The 20,169-nt window shown below is 38.1% G+C and carries 21 protein-coding genes and 3 riboswitches; of the genes, 18 read left to right on the top strand and 3 right to left on the bottom strand.

What is annotated here, in order from left to right; genetic code table 11:
- The first annotated feature begins 355 nt into the window (after positions 1-355).
- The 10 genes from K364_RS0110160 to K364_RS0110115 all read left to right on the top strand — a co-directional run bounded on the left by K364_RS0110160 (position 356) and on the right by K364_RS0110115 (position 10,688).
- Positions 356-1,603 (top strand): AfsR/SARP family transcriptional regulator, encoded by a 1,248-nt coding sequence (locus tag K364_RS0110160; RefSeq protein WP_028307938.1) that lies wholly within the window; start codon positions 356-358, stop codon positions 1,601-1,603.
- 261 nt (positions 1,604-1,864) lie between these two features.
- Entirely contained in the window at positions 1,865-2,131 is a 267-nt protein-coding gene (locus K364_RS23580; RefSeq protein WP_035268508.1) for a hypothetical protein, read from the top strand.
- Positions 2,132-2,150: 19 nt separating this feature from the next.
- A complete protein-coding gene (locus tag K364_RS25595; RefSeq protein WP_051533949.1) occupies positions 2,151-3,620 on the top strand; it encodes an ICP22 family protein in 1,470 nt (489 codons plus the stop codon).
- A gap of 11 nt (positions 3,621-3,631) precedes the next feature.
- Entirely contained in the window at positions 3,632-4,309 is a 678-nt protein-coding gene (locus K364_RS0110145) for a signal peptidase I (RefSeq protein WP_028307937.1), read from the top strand.
- Between the two features lie 109 nt (positions 4,310-4,418).
- A riboswitch (cyclic di-GMP riboswitch) is annotated at positions 4,419-4,508 on the top strand.
- 53 nt (positions 4,509-4,561) lie between these two features.
- On the top strand, positions 4,562-5,317 hold the full coding sequence (locus K364_RS25590) for a TasA family protein (protein ID WP_051533948.1): 756 nt from the start codon (positions 4,562-4,564) through the stop codon (positions 5,315-5,317).
- A gap of 106 nt (positions 5,318-5,423) precedes the next feature.
- On the top strand, positions 5,424-6,686 hold the full coding sequence (locus K364_RS0110135; RefSeq protein ID WP_028307936.1) for a TasA family protein: 1,263 nt from the start codon (positions 5,424-5,426) through the stop codon (positions 6,684-6,686).
- A 266-nt stretch (positions 6,687-6,952) separates the two neighbouring features.
- Positions 6,953-7,918, top strand: coding sequence for a hypothetical protein (locus K364_RS0110130; RefSeq protein WP_028307935.1), 966 nt, complete (start codon positions 6,953-6,955; stop codon positions 7,916-7,918).
- 44 nt (positions 7,919-7,962) lie between these two features.
- Positions 7,963-8,727, top strand: a complete 765-nt coding sequence (locus tag K364_RS0110125) for a COG1361 family protein (RefSeq protein WP_028307934.1) — start codon at positions 7,963-7,965, stop codon at positions 8,725-8,727.
- 66 nt (positions 8,728-8,793) lie between these two features.
- On the top strand, positions 8,794-9,402 hold the full coding sequence (locus K364_RS0110120) for a class D sortase (protein WP_028307933.1): 609 nt from the start codon (positions 8,794-8,796) through the stop codon (positions 9,400-9,402).
- A gap of 111 nt (positions 9,403-9,513) precedes the next feature.
- Positions 9,514-9,598: riboswitch (cyclic di-GMP riboswitch) on the top strand.
- Positions 9,599-9,761: 163 nt separating this feature from the next.
- Positions 9,762-9,854, top strand: a riboswitch (cyclic di-GMP riboswitch).
- Positions 9,855-9,890: 36 nt separating this feature from the next.
- Entirely contained in the window at positions 9,891-10,688 is a 798-nt protein-coding gene (locus K364_RS0110115; protein ID WP_028307932.1) for a transglutaminase-like domain-containing protein, read from the top strand.
- Between the two features lie 139 nt (positions 10,689-10,827).
- On the opposite strand, the gene K364_RS25585 is transcribed toward K364_RS0110115, so the two are convergent.
- From K364_RS25585 to K364_RS0110100, 3 genes are all read right to left on the bottom strand, one after another.
- Positions 10,828-12,135, bottom strand: coding sequence for a copper amine oxidase N-terminal domain-containing protein (locus K364_RS25585; RefSeq protein ID WP_051533947.1), 1,308 nt, complete (start codon positions 12,133-12,135; stop codon positions 10,828-10,830).
- A gap of 83 nt (positions 12,136-12,218) precedes the next feature.
- The gene (locus K364_RS0110105; protein ID WP_028307931.1) at positions 12,219-12,500 is read right to left on the bottom strand and encodes a hypothetical protein; all 282 of its coding nucleotides are present in this window, start codon (positions 12,498-12,500) and stop codon (positions 12,219-12,221) included.
- Between the two features lie 106 nt (positions 12,501-12,606).
- Entirely contained in the window at positions 12,607-13,299 is a 693-nt protein-coding gene (locus tag K364_RS0110100) for a response regulator transcription factor (RefSeq protein WP_028307930.1), read from the bottom strand.
- 314 nt (positions 13,300-13,613) lie between these two features.
- On the opposite strand from K364_RS0110100, the gene K364_RS0110095 reads away from it, so the two are divergent.
- The 8 genes from K364_RS0110095 to K364_RS0110060 are packed head-to-tail and all read left to right on the top strand — an operon-like array spanning position 13,614 to position 20,164.
- Positions 13,614-14,648, top strand: a complete 1,035-nt coding sequence (locus K364_RS0110095) for a PhnD/SsuA/transferrin family substrate-binding protein (RefSeq protein ID WP_028307929.1) — start codon at positions 13,614-13,616, stop codon at positions 14,646-14,648.
- A 27-nt stretch (positions 14,649-14,675) separates the two neighbouring features.
- Positions 14,676-15,458, top strand: coding sequence for a phosphonate ABC transporter ATP-binding protein (gene phnC / locus K364_RS0110090; protein ID WP_035268504.1), 783 nt, complete (start codon positions 14,676-14,678; stop codon positions 15,456-15,458).
- Positions 15,451-16,245 carry an ABC transporter permease subunit gene (locus K364_RS0110085; protein WP_028307927.1) on the top strand — a complete coding sequence of 265 codons (795 nt, stop codon included), beginning with the start codon at positions 15,451-15,453 and terminating at the stop codon, positions 16,243-16,245. Before phnC ends, K364_RS0110085 begins: the two co-directional genes overlap by 8 nt.
- Positions 16,245-17,108 carry a PhnE/PtxC family ABC transporter permease gene (locus K364_RS0110080; RefSeq protein ID WP_028307926.1) on the top strand — a complete coding sequence of 288 codons (864 nt, stop codon included), beginning with the start codon at positions 16,245-16,247 and terminating at the stop codon, positions 17,106-17,108. The genes K364_RS0110085 and K364_RS0110080 overlap by 1 nt, the downstream gene beginning before the upstream one ends.
- Before the next feature lie 36 nt (positions 17,109-17,144).
- On the top strand, positions 17,145-17,567 hold the full coding sequence (gene phnG / locus K364_RS0110075) for a phosphonate C-P lyase system protein PhnG (RefSeq protein ID WP_028307925.1): 423 nt from the start codon (positions 17,145-17,147) through the stop codon (positions 17,565-17,567).
- Positions 17,568-17,581: 14 nt separating this feature from the next.
- On the top strand, positions 17,582-18,172 hold the full coding sequence (phnH, locus tag K364_RS0110070) for a phosphonate C-P lyase system protein PhnH (protein WP_028307924.1): 591 nt from the start codon (positions 17,582-17,584) through the stop codon (positions 18,170-18,172).
- 50 nt (positions 18,173-18,222) lie between these two features.
- Positions 18,223-19,335 carry a carbon-phosphorus lyase complex subunit PhnI gene (locus K364_RS0110065; RefSeq protein WP_028307923.1) on the top strand — a complete coding sequence of 371 codons (1,113 nt, stop codon included), beginning with the start codon at positions 18,223-18,225 and terminating at the stop codon, positions 19,333-19,335.
- On the top strand, positions 19,328-20,164 hold the full coding sequence (locus K364_RS0110060) for an alpha-D-ribose 1-methylphosphonate 5-phosphate C-P-lyase PhnJ (RefSeq protein ID WP_028307922.1): 837 nt from the start codon (positions 19,328-19,330) through the stop codon (positions 20,162-20,164). The genes K364_RS0110065 and K364_RS0110060 overlap by 8 nt, the downstream gene beginning before the upstream one ends.
- Positions 20,165-20,169: the final 5 nt, after the last annotated feature.

The raw sequence follows: 20,169 nt of genomic DNA, 5'->3' as shown, positions 1-20,169 counted from the left end.
AATTATACTGTATTATATTTTAGTGTCGTTGAAAATCTTGCTGCCTGTAGATAACCTTGCAACTTTTAAACACTACTGCTACAGTGAAATTTAGCAATTAGTGGAGTCATGGGGACGGTTTGAGCGTCACCGCAGCGCAACGAAGGTCCGAAGGTAAGACCATGGAACCTTCCATTGGAACCGTCCCCATGGCAGTCCCATGGCAGAACCAAGTCTTCTTTATGAAGATAATGTGTATATTTAATGATAACACTTGAGGAATTCGGAAAAAAATGTTAATATCATAATACATTCTCTATTGTTTGGCATGATTTTTTATACGCAACATAACTATGGTGCTGTGGGGGAATTTTGTGTGATAGAAGAAAAATGCCGGCTGGATGCTAACAACCTTAATATTATAACCCTGGGTAATTTTAACGTATTTAACTGTGGTCGTAATTTGACAGATGAGTTTAACAGCAGTTTAAAGATATGGGACCTCTTTAAATATTTAGTGACGTTTAGAGATGAATTGGTACTGCCAGAAAAGATCCTGGATTCTTTGTGGCCTGAAGCCGAGTATACTGATCCCAAACGCACATTAAGGGCTCTTATTTTCAGGCTGCGTAAGGTATTAAATGGTCATAATACCAGTGATGCCAACAGTATCATTGTATATTCCCATGGGTGTTACAAGCTTGAAACTAAAAAGGCCTGCGTTATAGATGTGGTGGAATTTGAAAAGACCTTTCATGAAGCTTATTACATATCCAAGGAAGATGCTGATAAAGCCATTGAACAATTTAAAAAGGTTGTGGACATGTATAAGGGTGAATATTTGTCTGGAACCTATGGCCATGATTGGCTGTTACCAGCACGTAACCATTACAGAAGAATTTTCTTGCATAGTGTTTATGAGATGTCGGAACTTTTAAAAGAACAAAAACGTTATCTGGAAATACTTCCAATTTGCGAAAAGGTTTTAAAGCATGAGATGTTTGAGGAAGAGGCTCATTTCAGATATATTGAAGCTCTAGCTGCAGCAGGTAAAATCAAACAGGCAAAAAACCACTATAAATATGTTGAAGATATATTTGAACGTGAAATGGGGGTTAAGCCCTCTGATGCTCTAAGAAAGTTGTACCGACTTTTGTTTGGGGAAATCAGCAAAAATGGAATTGATATATCAACTATTTCAGAAAGCCTGAGGGAAGAGTTCTATTCAAATGGACCCATGTTATGTGAGCCGGACATTTTTAAATTTCTTTATCAGCTGGAAAAAAGACGTTCAGAAAGATATGGCCAAACAGCGTTTTTGGGGTTATTAACCTTATCCATGCCCGACTATACCCTGCCGCCAAAAGGCATGCTGAAAAATGGTGCTGAAGAATTAAGGCAGGTACTTTTATCAAGTCTTCGTAAAGGTGATGTAGTTACGGAGTGGAATGAAGCACAGTTTTTATTAAGCCTGCCTGGACTGAACGTTCAGCAGGCCCATAAGGCTTTGGATAGAATACAAAATAGATTTATGTCAGCAAGAAAGAATATAAATTTAGTTTTGCAGAGAAAAATAGAAGAGGTACTGCCCTCCAGTAATTTTTTTGAAACTAGACCAGGTTAACAGGAATTATATTTTTACTTCATTAAGATTAAAGAGGCCTTCGGGCTTCTTTTTCTTTATGCTGTTATGCAAACCAGCATGTATCCAAGAAATAACTTATAAATAACCAATAAATAACTCCAAAAAAACCATCATATAACTCCAAAAGAACAGTCATATAACTACCAGGTGTTAAATTTATAGTAACTTAAATTTACAGCTTGCCAATACAATTTACTATATAAAAAACCTGATGTTAACACCTTGCTAGGGGGCTAGAATATGTTTCATTCTGATGTCAACAAGTATACATGCAAAATGGGAGGCTCCACTTTTCTCATTAGAATACACTTCAAGCAAAACAGCAACTGGCAGGGGACAATTCAATGGCTGGAGATGAACAAGACCATTCCCTTTAGAAGTGTCTTGGAATTAATATTTCTTCTTAATGAAGCAGTTGAGCAAACCCCATCTGCAAGCGGGGAACTGGACTTTCGTTCCTGGAATAATATAGAACTTGAGAATAGTTACTCAGATGACAATAAATAGCAAAGTGAGGAATTAGGCCATGAGAAAAACAAAACTCGAGAAACGACTGGAAGCGCATAGAAAAAGGGAAGAGACAATGAGAGTTATTAAGGCTACCTTCAAAGGGACACTGAAAAATACATCAGTTTTTGTTATGACAGCGGCACTAATCGCATATCCACTACATTTTCCAAAGACCAGTGCATACTTCACCTCACCAAAAATTCAATCAAATACCATACAGTTTGTTTTTGAAACCCTGAAAATTAATGTATCTGTTCAATTTATTCTCGGCTCATTCTTTGCTCACTTGAATTTTCCAGGATATAACGTAAATGATATTGACTTGACAATAGTAGAACTCAGCTTTAACGGCAAAACAACTTATGCCAAGACCTGGTGGGTTGAGGAGGATAAGATAGTAGTTGAGTTTGAATGGGACGAAGTAGAAAAATGGCTTGAAGAGTTGGGTCCTGAGGAAAGCAATCCATACTTTGAGATTTCTGGAGAAGGCATATATCAGGGAACAAGGTTTTTGTTTAATGGGTCAAACATAGTTCCCTACACTATAGAAGAGCAGGAATTGATTTTATTTATAGAAGGCCCAGACTATATTGAAGTGAATGAAGATGGTGCTGCAGAGCGATACACTGTGGTTGACCAGGAAGGCAATGAGGTTTCTGGAATTGAATGGGCAATTAAAGACCAGATAGATGGAATAACAATCAGCCAAAATGGAGTAGTTACATTGATAAATACCATTTCAGCTGAGGAGTTTATCATAGTTGCATTGCTTATGGAAGAAGGTATTGAAAAGGCAATAGCTGAAAAAACCGTTCAGATTGATATAGTAATGGAAGAATTGTTAGAAGAACCAGAATTATTAGAAGAACCAGTTGAGGAAGAAGAACTAGATGAGGAGTTAATAGACCCAGATCAATTAATTAGAGATGAAGACGGTGAAGAAGTAACAGACGATGGAGAAGGCACAGACGATGGAGAAGTAACAGACGATGGAGAAGGCACAGACGATGGAGAAGGCACAGACGATGGAGAAGTAACAGACGATGGAGAAGGCACAGACGATGGAGAAGTAACAGACGATGGAGAAGGCACAGACGATGGAGAAGTAACAGACGATGGAGAAGGCACAGACGATGGAGAAGTAACAGACGATGGAGAAGTAACAGACGATGAAGAAGTAACAGACGATGGAGAAGTAACAGACGATGGAGAAGGCACAGACGATGGAGAAGTAACAGACGATGGAGAAGTAACAGACGATGGAGAAGTAACAGACGATGGAGAAGGCATAGATGGTGAAGAAGTAACAGACGATGGAGAAGGCGCAGACGGTGGAGAAGGCACAGACGGTGAAGAACGCACAGACGGTGAAGAAGGCACAGACGATGAAGAAGGCACAGACGATGGAGAAGGCATAGACGATGGAGAAGGCATAGATGGTGAAGAAGGCATAGATGGTGAAGAAGAGCCATATAAGCAGACATAAGGGGTGAACTCATGGAAGATAAAAGCAGCATTACACAAATAGCAGAAGAAAATGACCTGATAAAAAATGAGGATGTGAACAATGAAGATAAAAAACCAAAGAAGCTTTGGAAATCAATCTTCAATATAATAGGCAATACGATATTTGTGATTTCTCTTATTCTCATAGGCTTTCTGGTCTTTTCAATGGTGCAGAGCAAGATTTCCGGAGGGCCTCCCACAATAGCAGGGCATCAAATGTATATTGTTGCCGGTGGCAGTATGAGTCCGTCCTTTGAGGCCGGCAGCCTGTCCATTGTAGAGATGGTTGAACCTATTAATTTAGGTGTGGGTGACATTATTACCTATAGAGACAACAATAATGTTGGAATTACCACTCACAGGGTCATGGAAATACACAATGAAAGCGGCAGCCTTAGTTTTACTACTCGAGGAGATGCCAATGATGTTAACGACCCTCATCCTGTACTTGCGGAGAATATTATTGGCAGGGTAAGCTTTACTATTCCCTATATAGGGCTTCTAATGAACTTTGGTCAGTCAAAGACGGGCTTGCTAACCCTGGTGATTATTCCAGGAATACTTCTCATCATATTTGAACTTCGAAATCTCATGAAGTATGCAGCGCAGGCTGAAAAGGAAAAAACCAGTAAAAAAGCCCAAAATACTTTGACCAGCAAAGATACATAATTAAAGGTCTAGGCATCTATGAGATGGCATTTAATATCTGGGTTTTATGAAGGGATGTGATAGTGGAGGAAGATTAAAGAACGTATTATTTAAATTGTCGGCATTTGTACGATGAAAAAGGCAAACTCGTCGAAAGGCGGGGACGCAAAGTCATAGGGCCTTTCTTATATATATGTAGAATGGCAGCCTGACCGCCATTATTAGGAGATGGAGTATTAAAAAAACCAATTTCTAAAAAATGGAGGGAAAGAAATGATTAAAAGTAGAATGTTAGTTAGTATGTTGGTAATTGCTTTAGCGGCTGCTCTTATTGGTGGTGCAACAATGGCGTGGTTTACAGACACAGATACTGCAGGAGAAACTACATTTACAGCCGGCACATTAATTGTGGATGTTAGTAAGGGTTTAACTGCATTTAACAATTTGCTTCCAAATGCATCCAAGCACGGCAACATGAACCCTGGTGATGTTTATGATGAAATAGAAATTATTATTGAAAACGATGGAACCAAGAACTTTGCATGGTTTGGCAACTGGACAGCTACTGCGGTAGATGAAACAAAAACTGACGTTTTATTAGATGCAATCTACATTAAAACCATGAAAATGGAATTTTTAAGGCCTGATGCAACTGCGTGGGAGCCTGCAGATCAGTTTATTACTAACGGCGTTGGCTCTGGACTTTACCCAGGTTGGTATAATACTCTGGCAGCCGGCAGCACATTCGGTGTAGTATCACTTCGCAGCTGGATAGACAATAATGGCATGGGATCTACTCCCTTTGAACACATGGGTGCTTTAAGACCTGGTTACAAGTACAAGTTAACTGTTCAGTTTGGTTTCCACCACCTTGCTGACAATAACTATCAGGGTGATGTAGCCAGTCCAATAAACGTTGGATTTGCTGTAGAAGCACATCAGGTAAATGTGGACGCTCTTAATGCATTCCAGCCAAACTTTGGTACTTGGCATTACAACTGGTTAATGGATCAACTAGCCAAGCAATAGTGTAGGAAATAAACATAGCCCTGTAATTTAAAAATAGGGGATGGTGTGGGGACCATATGGCTTCCCGCACCTACTCCCTAATGTAAGCAAGAAGGGAGGGAAACTAGTGAATGCAAGAAAAGCAATACTAATGGCAGTAATAGTGATAGTACTGGCTGCAGCCATGGTTGGTGGAGCAACAATGGCCTGGTTTACAGATAGTGCTAGTTCAGGAGATGTAGAGTTTACAGCTGGCACTTTACGCATCGATGCCAATACTGCATACTTTTATGGCGTTGAGTATAAAAATCCTGAAAACCAGCGTGGAACCCTTTACGAGATTTTTGTAGACGATGATAATGATACCGTTAGCTACAGCAAATTGTATGACTCGACCAGGACAGCTTTAAATGCCCTTGCATATGATAGGAAAAACAAGCGTCTATATTATGCCGATGGAAACGGGAACCTTTTTTATTATGACTTTAACACAGGTCAAGGTGACAAATCCGCTGGTAAGCTTTTCCCAGCCAACACAAAGATTTTTAACGCTGCTTTTGGCCTTGGATACTACTGGTTTGTCAAAGAAGGAAGCGATGATCTCTACAAGGTAAGCTTCAACTCTAATGGAAGTATCGCCCAGGTAGTCCTGGCCCATGAGAATTTCACTGGTAATCCTAATAGACGTTTTGGTTTTGGTGATATTTCCATGGATATGAGGGATGGGATTATATACGGCAGTACAACAGGTCCCGGCAGTTCTAATAGATTGTTTTTCTCATATAATGTCTATACTCAGGATTATATAGAATATGCAGGAAATGCAAACAGTTTGCAAATCGCCTTTGGTGCAAATGGTGTGCTTTATGGAACAGTGACCAGAGATTATGATTGGTATAGAGTGGACACATCAACCGGTACGAGGACTTTCTTCTATAAGAGTGATCTTATGTTCGGAGATTTAGCATCTAACCATCAAAACAACTGGAACCCTGGAGATTGTGAATTAGTAAATTATGAATTTAAAAACATAGGTACCAAGAATATGGTCTTTAGATTTACCCCCAGTATTGAATGGAGTGGCAATTTAGACCTCAGCAACATTGACATAGAACTATGTGACAATTCTAATGATTGGGTCAGGTTTGGAGATACATTCTATTATGTGGGTGCTCCTCTTGCTCCAGGAGAAAATGCAGCTCTTTGCCTAAAGGTGTGCCTCAGTGGACCAGATACAGACAACGAGTATCAGGGTGCAACATTAACCCTTGGGGGAGAAGTGGAAGCAGTACAATCTTCCAACAATGCTCCATATTATCAGTGGAATCTTGGAGACAGTGGCAATCCAACGCAATTACAGCAGCTTTATGACTATTTACTTCCACAATAACCACTAGAGATAACAACAAAAAAACATGTATTTAGAGTATTTAATTTGAGGAATCCAGGATGCATCTTAAATAACAGATGCGTCCTGTATCCCACATTGTTAAAAATGACAACAACCCCTATGGGATTATATAAATTAAGTTAATAGTGTTTTGTATGAGTTCATATTATAGGTTTATTGGTTATAAAGATAAGTAGAAATTTTTATTGTACTGTTAGAGCTGTTTTCCTTAATACAAGAATAGCTATAAGGAAGGATGAAAATCCATGGAAAAAAGGAATCTATTAATAAGTTTATTGACCATAAGTATTATAGGTTTAATAATTGCTGGTTCTTCTCTTGCCTATTTTACAGACAAAGATAAGAATCCTGAAGTTATCTTTGTTCTTGGGAATGTTCAGATACAATCTATGACAGCTGAAGAAGTCAATCCAGCAAGTGTATTTGAGGAATGCAGAACTGCCCAATGGACAATAAAAAACACCGGCACTAAACAAGCAAAGCTGAGGGCAAGAGTTATCACCAATTGGGATAGGGATAACACAACAGGTGTTTGTTCGTCTGAAAGTGCATGGGCTGTAGATGATAGTATTGTAGATAAATGGCAGGTTAGCACCATTAGCCCACTTTTTGGTCAAGGAAATAGCCAGGCAAGATATAATATTTTTAATAAAGGCGGTACGTTAACCTTAAAGCTTGGTTACGGGGCAAATTACACTAATGTTGGAACAGTGTATATTCGGAATGATGCTAACAAAATATACGTGGAAATAGACACAATAAATGGTTGGGAATTGTCTGAAACACATTTATATGTTGGCTTAACACCACCAACCAATAGTGCTCCTGGACAACTTGGCAATACAAGAGAGCCTAATAGCACCTCATATACTTATGAACTTCCATTGCCTTCAGGAAGTCAGATTTATATAGCACTTCATGCAGCTGTAAGTTCATGTGGCGAAGAAGAAATAAGCACCAGCAGCAATGCTGCTGAACCGGATTATAATATTCAAGTTCTCAGTAATGGATGGACTGAAGTTCCAGACAACAATGGCTGGTATTACTATTGCAGTTCAGTTTTACCTCAGCAGGAAATAGAGTTTAAGGTGAGACTATGTGTAACTGATGAAGACTGGGAAGGCAATTTAGAGCTTTATTTTGAAGCAGAAGCTGTGCAAGCATCAAATAATGCAATGGACCATGAGTGGCCACAAAATTTGTGTAATTAAGCCAAAAACTATAAGAGGATAAAAAAGTAGTTCAGGAGGTAAATATGGATAAATCAGAGAATATTAAAAAATTGATGCTTACCCTTTTTATACTCTTTGCCATGACATTAATAGCTCCTCATGGAGTTAGCGCAAATGTAAATGGTATTAGTATAGAAGGCAATGTTTGTGGGCTTGTAATTCAAGCTTCTGACGAAAAAGTTAATACAGGCAACCTCAACCCTGGGGACCTTAAGAATACAAGTCTTCTTTTAAGAAATACAGGCAGCGTACCTCTTACTCTATACATTAGAACAAACATCCTGAGTGAAGCAACCCTTAATGGGGGTAAACTGGCTGATATCTTAAATCTTTACATTGCAGATGGCAGCAACATAATCAATAACGAACTTTTTAGATCTGCTGCAGGTAGGGGAAACATCCTAATTGGAACAATGCCTGCAGGCTCTGAAAAAACAATTGATTTCAGTGTAGTTTTCCCAGGAGGTGCAGGAAATGAATATCAGGGTGCAACTGTAAAAGCCAACTGGACCTTTACTACTACTTGCTCCACCGGTGGAGGTGGAGGAGGTGGAGGTGGTGGCGATACTGGTGGTGGAGATGACCCGCTAGATGTTCCAGATGATCCAATCCCATTGGGACCTGCTGAAGAAGAACCCTCCGAACCGGAAATTTTAATTACCGTTGATGAAGATGGAATTCCTGCTGGTCCGGCAGCAATGCCTGACACAGGTGAATTATCACCAATATACTTTCTTGGTGCTGGAGCCTTTATAGTAATGCTGGGAATAGTATTAAGAAGAAAATAACAAATATCAGGCTGGGATGCTTTTAAAATCTCAGCCTTTTTACTATAAAAACACGAGGTATAACCTATGAAAAAGAAACTATCAATTTTCATTATACTAATTGGAATAACAGTTGCCCTTTATCCACTAATGGAGCAGGTCTTTGCCTGGTACTGGCAGCAAAAACTGCTGTCAGAGTTGGAAAACCAGGAGGCAATTCAAGACCTTGGTCAGTTAGACGAGCTTCTTTTGATAGAAGAGGAGGAACAAGAGGAAGAGAGAGCTCCACTTACACCACAGGGTGAGGTGTTGGGGGTTTTGATTATAGATTCTATAAAGGTTAGATTGCCAATTATCAGCGGCTTAAATGAAACTAACCTTAAAATTGGCATATCCTTTCTTGAAGACACAACATCCTTTGGTGAGTATGGCAATGCAGTGGTAGCTGGTCATAGGGGACACTCCCATGGAAGGCTGCTGAACAGGCTGAATGAGGTGAAGATAAATGACAGGATTGTTGTCTCTACCAGTAAGGGTGATTATAACTATACAGTTTACAATAAGGTTATTGTTAGACCTGAGGAAATACATGTCCTGCGTACAGATAAGAAAGAAAAAGTTCTCTCAATTGTCACCTGCGAACCTATACGTAATCCAACCCACAGGCTCATAGTCCAGGCGAAACAGAATGACTAGGACCATGGTCCTATAGAAAACAGGACCATGGTCCCATGTTAATGGGATGAAATTTTGATAAAATAATAATCAAAGCAAGGTGTTTTATTTGTTGTAAAAGGTGTAATTTATAACTGAAAAAGGCAAACCTGTCGAAAGGCAGGGACGCAAAGCCACGAGTCTAAAGCAGCAGTGCTATGATGGTCGGGTTGCCAGTAAAGGACAAAATAACAGCCAGTTATGAACACATCTATTTATCCTTATTTGGACAATCCGAATAAGGATTTTTTAATTGTTAAGAAAGTATATATTTTATTATTACAAGTGCAGATTAGTTTGGAAATTCAGCATTAGCTTGTTCTCCTAATGCTCCAAGCAGCACTTGAAAAAGGCAAACCTGTCGAAAGATAGGGACGCAAAGCTTTCGAGTCTAAAGCCCATGTGGGGTGGGCCATGACGGTCGAGCTGCCAGGTTAGTCCAATATTATTGGAATGCTGGAGGTTAGGAAATGAGGAAAATATCATTAATTATTTTTGTTGTATTTTGTGCATTATTATCTGCACCTGCAGCCATGGCGGCTGCAAATACCTATTCCATTGATGCTTCAGAAGCAAGCAATGGAGCATTCTCCATAAGCTACAACATCCAAAATGGTACGAAAGTAAAGGTAATGGTCCAAAAGGATGGGACAAGCCTGTACTATAATATAGCTGGCAGGGGAACTGAAAGGTTTCCTGTTCAATTAGGAAATGGAGCATACACAATAGCCATTCTGGAAAATGTGACAGGCAACCAGTACCGTATTGTTTCCAGAGACACACTTAATATAAACATGAGTAATATATTAAAAACTTTTTTGCATTCTATTCAAATAGTTAAATGGGAAAAGGAAGATGAGGCCATTAGCAAGGCCAGGGAATTGACAGCAGGCATTGAAAGTGATGAAGAAAAAGTAAAAGCTATATATGAGTATATTGTTAGCAATTACAAATATGACTATGCCAAGATAGACAAGCTATCCTATGATTATCTTCCAGATATTAACAAAACCTTAAAAAGTAAAAGTGGAATCTGCTATGATTTTAGTGCTTTATTTGCTTCCATGTTAAGAAGTGTAGGAATTCCTGCAAAGCTTGTAAAGGGCTACGGGCAAAAAATTCAAGGCTATCATGCATGGAATGAGGTTTATATAAATAACAAGTGGGTTACCATGGATACTTCTGTAGATATCCAGTTTGCAGAAAATAATCGAAGTTACACCATGTATAAAGACAGCAAGACTTATGAAAAGGTCAGTGAATTTTAAAGTAATGCCTTTCAATTTCTGCACATTCAGCGTTGATAAATAACAATACCAGCCTTTGGCTGGTATTGTTATTTAGAAGGAGTTATCCTGGACTTTGTAAATGTTTAATTGCTTTGAACTTTCTTAGTTACTGGCTGCCTTAATTCTCAAAATACAAGATTTCATGTAAATCTTCAACTGTTTCTAACCCAATATCAATGTCTCCTGTCTCTTCATTGAAATCTACCCTTTCACCTAATATTTCACTTACAAACCTTATGGGGACAGTAGTTCTGTTATTAATTAACTGGGCAGGTATATCTAACTCATATTCTTCACCATTAACAAGCACAATCCTGGAATCTAGAAAAAGCTCAATTATTTTATCATCCTTGGTAATGGTGATTTTTTTAAGTTCATTGTTCCAATTCACTTCAGCTCCAAGTCCTTCAGTAATTGCTCTAACAGGCACCAGAGTTCTACCTTCTCTAAGTACTGGGGGAACGTCAAAGTCAAGGGTATTGCCTCTTATATAAAGCCTATCTTTTAATTCCCTGTTCCTCATTTCTCTTTTTACCTCATCAGGGAGATTTCTTAGGTATTCCTGATGCTGAATTCTATTCATAATTCTTTCACGTAACTGCATTAAAATCTCTTTTTCATTTGCTTCTACTAATCTTTGAATTCTTACTAGAGAATTGTCATCTATTGTAATGTTTTCATTTGCCAGATAGCTTCGCAGCTCCTTTTCCAACATTTCCAATCTTAAAATTTTTGACTGATATGTGTCTCTGGTATTATATATGTTCTTTAAACTTGCGTAGTACTGCTCTTTAACCTCTTCATCCATGATTCTAGCTATCATGCTTCTTATTTTCCCCACCAGGCTCAGATACTGTTTTTCTATATTTTCCCCTGTGGGTGTATCAGGGGAAAAATTGTTAATAGTTCTCAATAGACTTTCCAGCATGACAATCTTTGTTTCAATTCTGTCCATTGAATTTTCTATAACCTTTAGACGATTTAATAAACGATTTTTTATAGTTTCATCTTCAAAAGCTCTAATTAGTTTTTGGATATGTGTAATAAGTCTTTCGTATTTTTCTAGGTTTTCTTCCTCGAGATTATTTTGGTTTATTAAACTATTTATTTCTCTCAGAAGCACCTCAAGCCTGACTATTTTTTGTTCTATATCAAGTCTTGACTGCCTTATTTGATTAAGCTTTTCTATATATTCAGCTTTTGTGGCTCTATCCTCCAAACTATTTATCTTGGTCTGAATTTTTTGTACTAAGCTTTCATGCTTGACCTGCAATTCATTACTTTCTATATTAGAAGACCTGGAGTTGTCTTCTATAACCTGACTTTTAGAAGAAGATGCATCTCGCGCTTCAGCAGCAAAAGAAATAGTGCTCAATGTAAACATCAAAAGTATTACTAATGAAAGTATTTTTAGATATTTTTTCATGTTATGTTCACTCCTTATATATGTTTTACTTGGAAATAAGACACAAGAACTGTCTACAGAGTCTTTCCAGTCTTTTGTTGGCCTTAAAAAGCTGACTTGAGGGTATGCAGATCTGCTTTTAGCCTTTTGTAAGCATTTAATCTTCGTTCTTGAATTTGGCTGAGGTTATCCAAACGGTTGATAATTTGTGGTTGGTTGCTTCTGGTTAATCTATCTTGTGCCAATTCAATTGTCTGTAAATTTAAATCACCTATAGTGCTTTCTAAAAGGTTTCTGCTGCTTCTAATCAGCCTGATGCTCTCTCTAATTGTACGAATATTTTCTTCTGTCAGAGAGCCAGGGCGATTCTTTAATTCAGAAATCATGGTTCTTAAGTTTTCAAGATCGTTTCGTATTTCTCTTTCAATCTGTAATAGCTCTGCCCTTTGACGTCTAAGCTTTTGAATTCTTTCATTTACCTCATCCCTGTAGTTAATAATTCACCTCAAGTTTGTAGCCAATTCCCCAAATAGTTTTTAGTTTAAAGCCCAAACTATTATTACCAAGCTTTTCACGTAATCTTTTTATATGAACATCCACAGTACGCGTTTCTCCATAGAATTCATGGCCCCAGACCTTTTCCAAAAGCTGGTCACGGGTAAAGACTATATTGGGATTCTTTAAGAAAAAGAAAAGCAGCTGCATTTCCCTTGGCTTTAAATCAATTTTATTATCTTTAAAAAAAACTTCATAGTTATCAATGTTTACTCTTAAGTCTCCTAATTCTATAAGGGGATTTTTTTTAATATTATCAGTTTCTGAAGAGATTCTTTTTAGAAGAGCTTTACTCCTGGCTATAACCTCTTTTGGATCAAAGGGCTTGACCACATAATCATCTGCGCCCAGATCAAATCCCATAAGCTTGTCTTCTAGCCCATCCTTTGATGTAAGCATTAGTATAGGAACATCACTAATCCTTCGAATCATCTGGCACACTTCCCATCCATTAATTATAGGAAGCATTATGTCTAGAATTACCAGGTCAGGTTTAAAATTCCTGAAAGCATCCAAGCCCTTACTTCCATCAGAAGCAAAGGATAAAATATAACCTTCATGGGATAAATACAGCCTTAATAGCTCCAAAATATTTGCATCATCATCTATAACCAGGATTTTATACGTCATGATGTAGACACCCCTTCAATGTAATAATACGTAAATATAGGCCAGTTCACAGCATGCGCGGATTTAGAAATACAGTAGTGCTTTAAACAAATTCAACAAAAAATGCCATTTTCCTTGTAAATCCTCAAAAGCTTAAGCAAAGAATTGATTAATTAATTCTTTACAAATATTAAAATGAAATTAATCAATTATTAATTTATCTATAATAAAATTTAGCTGTAGATAAGGACAATTGTAAACAAGCGAAGTCAAGCAAGTTATAAGCAAGCTAAAGAAGAGAGAACACAAACTTTTAATTAGAAAGGGGTAAAACAATGAAAAAAGTTTTTTTATTGATTATGACATTTATGCTAATTGGCACATTATTTGCTGCTGGATGTACAACTGCTGGAGGAACTGTAAAAGAAGATGGTCCACTAGTTATGGTATGGTATCCAAACGAGTCAGGAGAAGATTTAAAAGGAGCAAGAGATGAAATTGGCAGTGTAATTGAAAAAGCAACAGGCAGAAAGATTGAACATAAACTGACAACAGACTATGTTATTGCCATTGAATCAATAGCTAATGGAAATGCCCATCTAGCATTTATGGGAGCTGCGGGTTATATCGAAGCAAATAAAAGAAACAGCAAGGTGCTTCCCCTAGTTGTAAACAGTGGGGCATCAGGAACCCTTGATGATGCAGTATATTACTCATGGCTTGCTGTGAAAAAGGAAAATGAGGGAATGTATAAAGCTGGACAGGGCTATTCCATAGACAGCATTGCAGGCAAAAGATTTTCCTTTGTATCAACCAATTCCACATCTGGGTTTAGAGTACCAGCTGCTGGGATAACAAATTATTTCTCCAAGAAGAGTGAATGGAAAAGTCTAACTCAGGAGGATTTGCTTGAAGGTGGGCAAGGAAAACTGTTTAACGAGGTATTATATGGTGGTTCCCACCAGGGTGCTGCTGTAAACCTGCTTACCAATAAAGCAGATGTAGCGTCCTTTTGCGATGTTTGTGTTGGCAACTATGTAGAAATTGTTGCAGGAGAACATAATAGGCCGGGTGCTACTTATAAGATAAGCCAGGATGCTGTTGATCCATTTACTAATCTAAGGGGCCAGGAATTTGTTGTAATTGATTCTACACCAGTATTAAATGCTCCATTTGCCGTAAACACCGAGGTAGTTAGCCAGGAGCAGATAAAGGCTATTCTAGATGCCCTTACTAATGAGGAGACTACAAAAAATGAAAAGATTTTTGTGCCCAAAGATTCTCAGTTTAAAGGTTTATGGAAGCAAGGGGAACGCTTTCTTTTAGTAGAAGACTCCTGGTTTAATCCAATTAGAGAATTGTCCAAATAAAGTTTATATATAAAAAAGGAGTTAATAATGACGCTGCTAGCAGTAAAAAGTCTTACCAAGAAATATGATACTGGAACTATAGCCCTGACTGACATTAACTTCTCAGTACTAGAAGGAGAGTTTATATCCATAATTGGCCCATCAGGAGCAGGGAAGTCAACTCTCCTTCGATGTATAAATAGAATGATTGAAGCCAGTAGTGGAGAAATCCTGGTTGACGGTATTAACATATCCAAATTAAATAAGAAAGAATTACGGAATTTAAGAACAAGAATTGGCATGATATTTCAACACTATAATCTGGTAAACAGGCTAAGTGTTATAGAAAATGTGCTGCACGGTCGACTGGGATACAAGTCAACTATTAGTGGAATTATTGGTAATTATACTGAAGAAGAAAAAACATGGGCTATGAATATTATTCATCTGTTGGGATTGGAAGAACAGGTTTATAAAAGGTGCGACCAATTAAGCGGTGGCCAGAAACAGAGAGTGGGAATAGCCAGGGCTCTAATCCAAAATCCAAGAATACTTCTATGTGACGAACCCATAGCTTCTTTAGACCCAAATGCTGCAAAAATTATCATGGATTATCTTCGTAAGATTAATAAAGAAATGGGCATAACCTGTCTTGTAAACTTACATCAGGTTAATGTGGCTTTGGCTTATTCTGATCGTGTTATTGGCATAAAAAAGGGAAATATTGTCTATGATGGTCTGCCAGCAAATATTACAAACGAACAAATCCACGATATTTATGGGTCAGAAGCAGGTGATCTGATTTTTGATGTAGGAGGTAGTCATGGATAAAGAAATTAAAGATATTTTTGTTAAGAGGCGCTGGAATAAAATAATCTTTTTCTCTGTTCTTGCAGCTTTTACTATTGGTTCTATTATTGTTACAAATTTTGATGTTACCAGGGGATTTGCCAGCTTTTTTAAAGCAGTTATCTGGTCTGTTACTAACTTTTATCCCGATGCTGAAGCAATGAAGAGGCTTCCAGATATCTTAATAAAGTTAAGAGAAACAATTTTATTGGCTGTAGCTTCAACAACCTTTGCTGCTGTGGCTGCCCTTGCATTTTCTTTGCTGGGCTCTAATATCACAAAAGTTAATAATTTCTTCAGCCTGATAAGCAGGGGCGTTGCATCTGTATCCCGTAACATACCTGATGCAGTATGGGCCATGATCTTGCTCTTTTCCTTTGGACAAAGTGCTTTGACCGGATATTTTGCATTATTTTTTGTTACCTTTGGGTTTTTATGCAGAACTTTTACAGAAACAATTGATGAAGTTAGCGGTTCATCTGTGGAAGCACTGCAGGCTACTGGAGCAGATTACTTTCATATTGTATCCCATGCTGTAATACCCTCGTCTCTTCCACAAATGCTTAGCTGGATACTCTATATGATTGAAACAAATATCAGAAGTGCTACTTTAATAGGCATGCTAACTGGAACAGGGATAGGATTTAGCTTTGGTATTTTTTATAAGACCATGAATTACAGTGCAGCAAGCCTGGTGGTAATTGTAGTTGTCATAGCTATTTTAATTATTGAATCCATATCCAATTATGTAAGGAGGGTGATCTTGTAATGAGTATGGAACAAGTACTTAAAGGAACCGGCTCAAAATACAAGTATTATAATACTACCAAAAAAATAAACATCAAACCCTTTAATAAAGTTAGCTTGATAATGAATGCAACCCTGATAAGCCTGGCGGTCTTAACTACTTATGGATTTATGACATTTGACTATAAAAATATTAACATTGTTGAAGCACTAGCTCAAACTTTTTATAATTTGCGAATTATGTTTTTTGAACCCCATCTTAAGTATTTTACACTGGGTGAGGCGTTTTATCAGCTTGCAGTTACTTTAGGCCTGGCTTTTTTAACAACTATTATTGGAGCAGCAATTTCAGTGTTTCTTGGGCTCTTTTCTGCAGAAAACTTATCTTCTAGAAAAGTCTCCCATATTATTAAAAACTTCGTGGCTATCATTCGAGCTGTGCCAACAGTTTTATGGGTTTTGATCTTTGCCGTGGCAGCTGGTTTAGGCAGTGTTGCAGCAGTAATAGGCATGACCTTTCATTCAGTTGGTTATTTAGTCAAGGCATACTCAGAGTCTTTTGAAGAAATTGACCATGGAGTTATTGAAGCATTAAAGGCTAGCGGTGCAAACTGGTGGCAAATTGTCTTCCAAGCTGTAATTCCATCTTCTATAACTTACATGCTGTCCTGGACCTTTATGAGGTTTGAAATAAATTTTGCTGTGGCAGTTGCCATGGGTGCAGTTGCCGGTGCAGGCGGATTAGGTTTTGAGTTGTTCATGGCCAGCGGTCACTACTTTGATTTGAGAGAGGTAGGAATGATTACTTACTTTGTCTTAATAACTGCTTTTGTCCTGGAAGCTATATCTACAAGAATGAAACAGAGGCTTAAAGAAAGTATATAACAGGTATAACGGAGGTGTTTCAGTATCAACAATATTATGAACAGGAAAAATAGAACTACCATACTTGTTAAGGGGAATTGGCAGATAGCCGGGTCATTGGCCCAGGAGATAATTTCAAAATATAATGTTAGAACAATCCAAAAGCCCAGCAGGGGTCTAGTTATGATAAAAGTTCGTGAAGGAGCTCAAAATAGTGTTTTTTATCTAGGGGAAATGCTGGTTACCGAGTGTAAGGTCCAGATTGATGATAAACTGGGAGTTGGAATTATCCATGATGACAATCCTGAAATGGCCTATAACTTGGCTGTAATTGATGCAGCATATAATGCCTGTCTTCTTGAAACAAGTACCTGGAAAGCAATTCTATTTGCTGAAGAAGAAAGGATTAGGAACAGGGAAGCAAAAGAAATGGCAGATGTGTTAAAGACAAAAGTCGATTTTACAACCATGGATGTGTAAGGAGTGTCAATATTATGGAATTTGACCAGGTACACCATATACAAAGAGCATACAGAAAATTAATTGCTTGCATCTCTAAACCGGGCACTATCAACTCCCTGAAGGATGTTAGTGATACTCTTAGTCTCCCGCTACCATGTAATAATTCAGTTGTGGTCTTGGCCTTAATGCTTTTGGATACGGAGGTGAGCTTTCATATTTCCGGCAGACACGGGTCAACCCTTTCTAAATACATTTCCCAATTAACCTATTCAAGAACTGCACCTGTTGAAGACGCCGACTATATATTTGTAATGCAGGATAATGAAAAAAACCAGCTTACAGAAATAATAAAAGGATGTAAATCTGGAACTTTAATAAATCCCCATGTTTCAGCTACTCTTATAGTTGAAACCAGGGAAATCAGCAGCGAGAAAATGTACGTTCTCAGTGGACCTGGAATAAGGGAAGAAAAATTTGTTGGTCTTTATCTTAATGCAAAAAATTGGAAAGATTTAAGGAAAGAAAAAAATAGTGAATATCCCCTGGGCATAGATATTTTCTTTTTTGACGAGCATCACAATCTACTAGCACTGCCAAGAACTACAGTTGTCAATGACGCATAATAATATTAACAACTTTAAAGGTGCATAATCTTTGGAAAGAGGTAGTTAAAATGGGGTATATAGCTGTAAAAGGTGGCACGGCAGCCATAGAGGAGTCAATTAAAAGGCTTTGTTATAAAAGGATAAAGGGGAAAAGAATAATTGAAGTAGATACTATAAAAAATACCATGCGTGGTTTAATAGACAAAATCATGTCTGAGGGCAGCTTGTACTCTAAAGACCTGGCTGCTCTGGCTATTAAACAATCTGAAGGCAATCCCGAGGAAGCTGCTTTTCTTATTAGAGCATATCGCTCTACACTTCCCAGAATGCATTACTCCAGGGCTGCTGAACCTGGTGATATGCGGATAGAAAGGCGTATTTCTGCAGCATTCAAAGATATTCCAGGCGGTCAAATCCTGGGGGCCTCGGTAGATTATACTCATCGTTTGTTAGATTTTGGGCTTTATGATGAAGAAATGGCAGACTTGGAACAATGGCTTCGGGAATATGATAAAAACCTAATAATTAGTGATGGTGAGTTCAATACCAGGATTCCCAAGGTTATAGAGTTTTTGCGTAATGAAGGGATTGTAGCTAGAGCAAGTATCAATGATACAGAGCCCAGGGATGTAACTAGAACATCTATAGAATTTCCCACAACTAGATGCGAAAGATTGCAAACCCTAACTCGTGGTGAAACTGGAGCCGTAACAGCTTTGGGCTACGCAGCCATTAGAGGCTACGGTGCTGTCCATCCTACAGTAGGAGAATTAAGGGTAGGTCATCTTTCAGTTTATATTGATTATCCCTTTTCAGGAAGTAATGAACCTGAAGATTCTATATATATTGGAGAAATACAGGTAACTGAGGTAGAAACCTTAATTCCCTATATAGTTGAAAAGCCAGGGGGCAAACAAGAGTTGCAATTTAGTATTGGTTATGGAATTTGTTATGGTCAAAATGAAACCAAGGCTATAGCAATGAGCATACTGGATAATTGCTTAGAAAACTCTCATATTAAATCGCCAGTTCACGACGAAGAATTTGTCTTAATGCACATTGATTGTGTAGAAGCTACTGGCTTTATTTCACATTTAAAGCTGCCACATTATGTGACATTTCAATCAGAACTAGACACTGTAAGAAAGACAAGGTCCCATGGAGGAAATAACCATGAGTAATCCATATAACTTTGCTTTTTTTGATGAAGGTTCAAAAAGGGAAATAAGAAGGGCTACCCTGAAAGCTATTGCCATACCAGGGTATCAGGTACCCTTTGCCTCAAGAGAAATGCCCATTGCTAGAGGATGGGGTACAGGTGGACTGCAGCTGACTCTTTCTTTACTGGGTCAAGATGACACAGTAAAGGTTATAGATCAGGGCTCTGATGAATCAGTAAATGCAGTAAACATTAAAAAACTGATACAACTTACCTCAGATGTAAGAATAACAGACAAGACTTCAGAAGCTACCATTATTCAAAGTCGTCATAGGATACCTGAACATGAACTAACTGAAGAGCAAATTCTTGTCCTGCAGGTTCCTATTCCTGAGCCTCTCAGGTGGGTGGAACCAAGTGAATACAACACTAGAAGGCTGCATGCAGATAAAGACTACAGCGGAATTTGGTTGATGCTTTTTGAACAGATCATGAAATACGAGACCCTTTCCACAGGTGCAGACCATCCAGTAATGGTGCATGGACGATATGTTATGGCTCCTAGCCCCATACCCCGCTTTGATAATCCCAAGATGCATCATTCAAAAGCCTTAATCCTTTTAGGTGCCGGCAGGGAGAAAAAAATATATGCTGTTCCACCATATACCGATGTGGTATCCCTGGCTTTTGATGATTATCCCTTTGAGATTGAAAATTTTGGCAATAAATCATGTCACTTGTGTGGTGCAGCAGGTGTATACCTTGATGAGATAATTGATGATGAAAAAAATGAAAAATATTATCAATGTAACGATACAAGCAGCTGTTTGCATAGGTTAAACGACCAATAAGCTGA

Source organism: Desulfitibacter alkalitolerans DSM 16504 (assembly GCF_000620305.1).
Classification (GTDB): domain Bacteria; phylum Bacillota; class DSM-16504; order Desulfitibacterales; family Desulfitibacteraceae; genus Desulfitibacter; species Desulfitibacter alkalitolerans.
The sequence above is the reverse complement of the archived record's forward strand: the minus strand, read 5'-3'. Positions and strand labels throughout refer to the sequence as shown.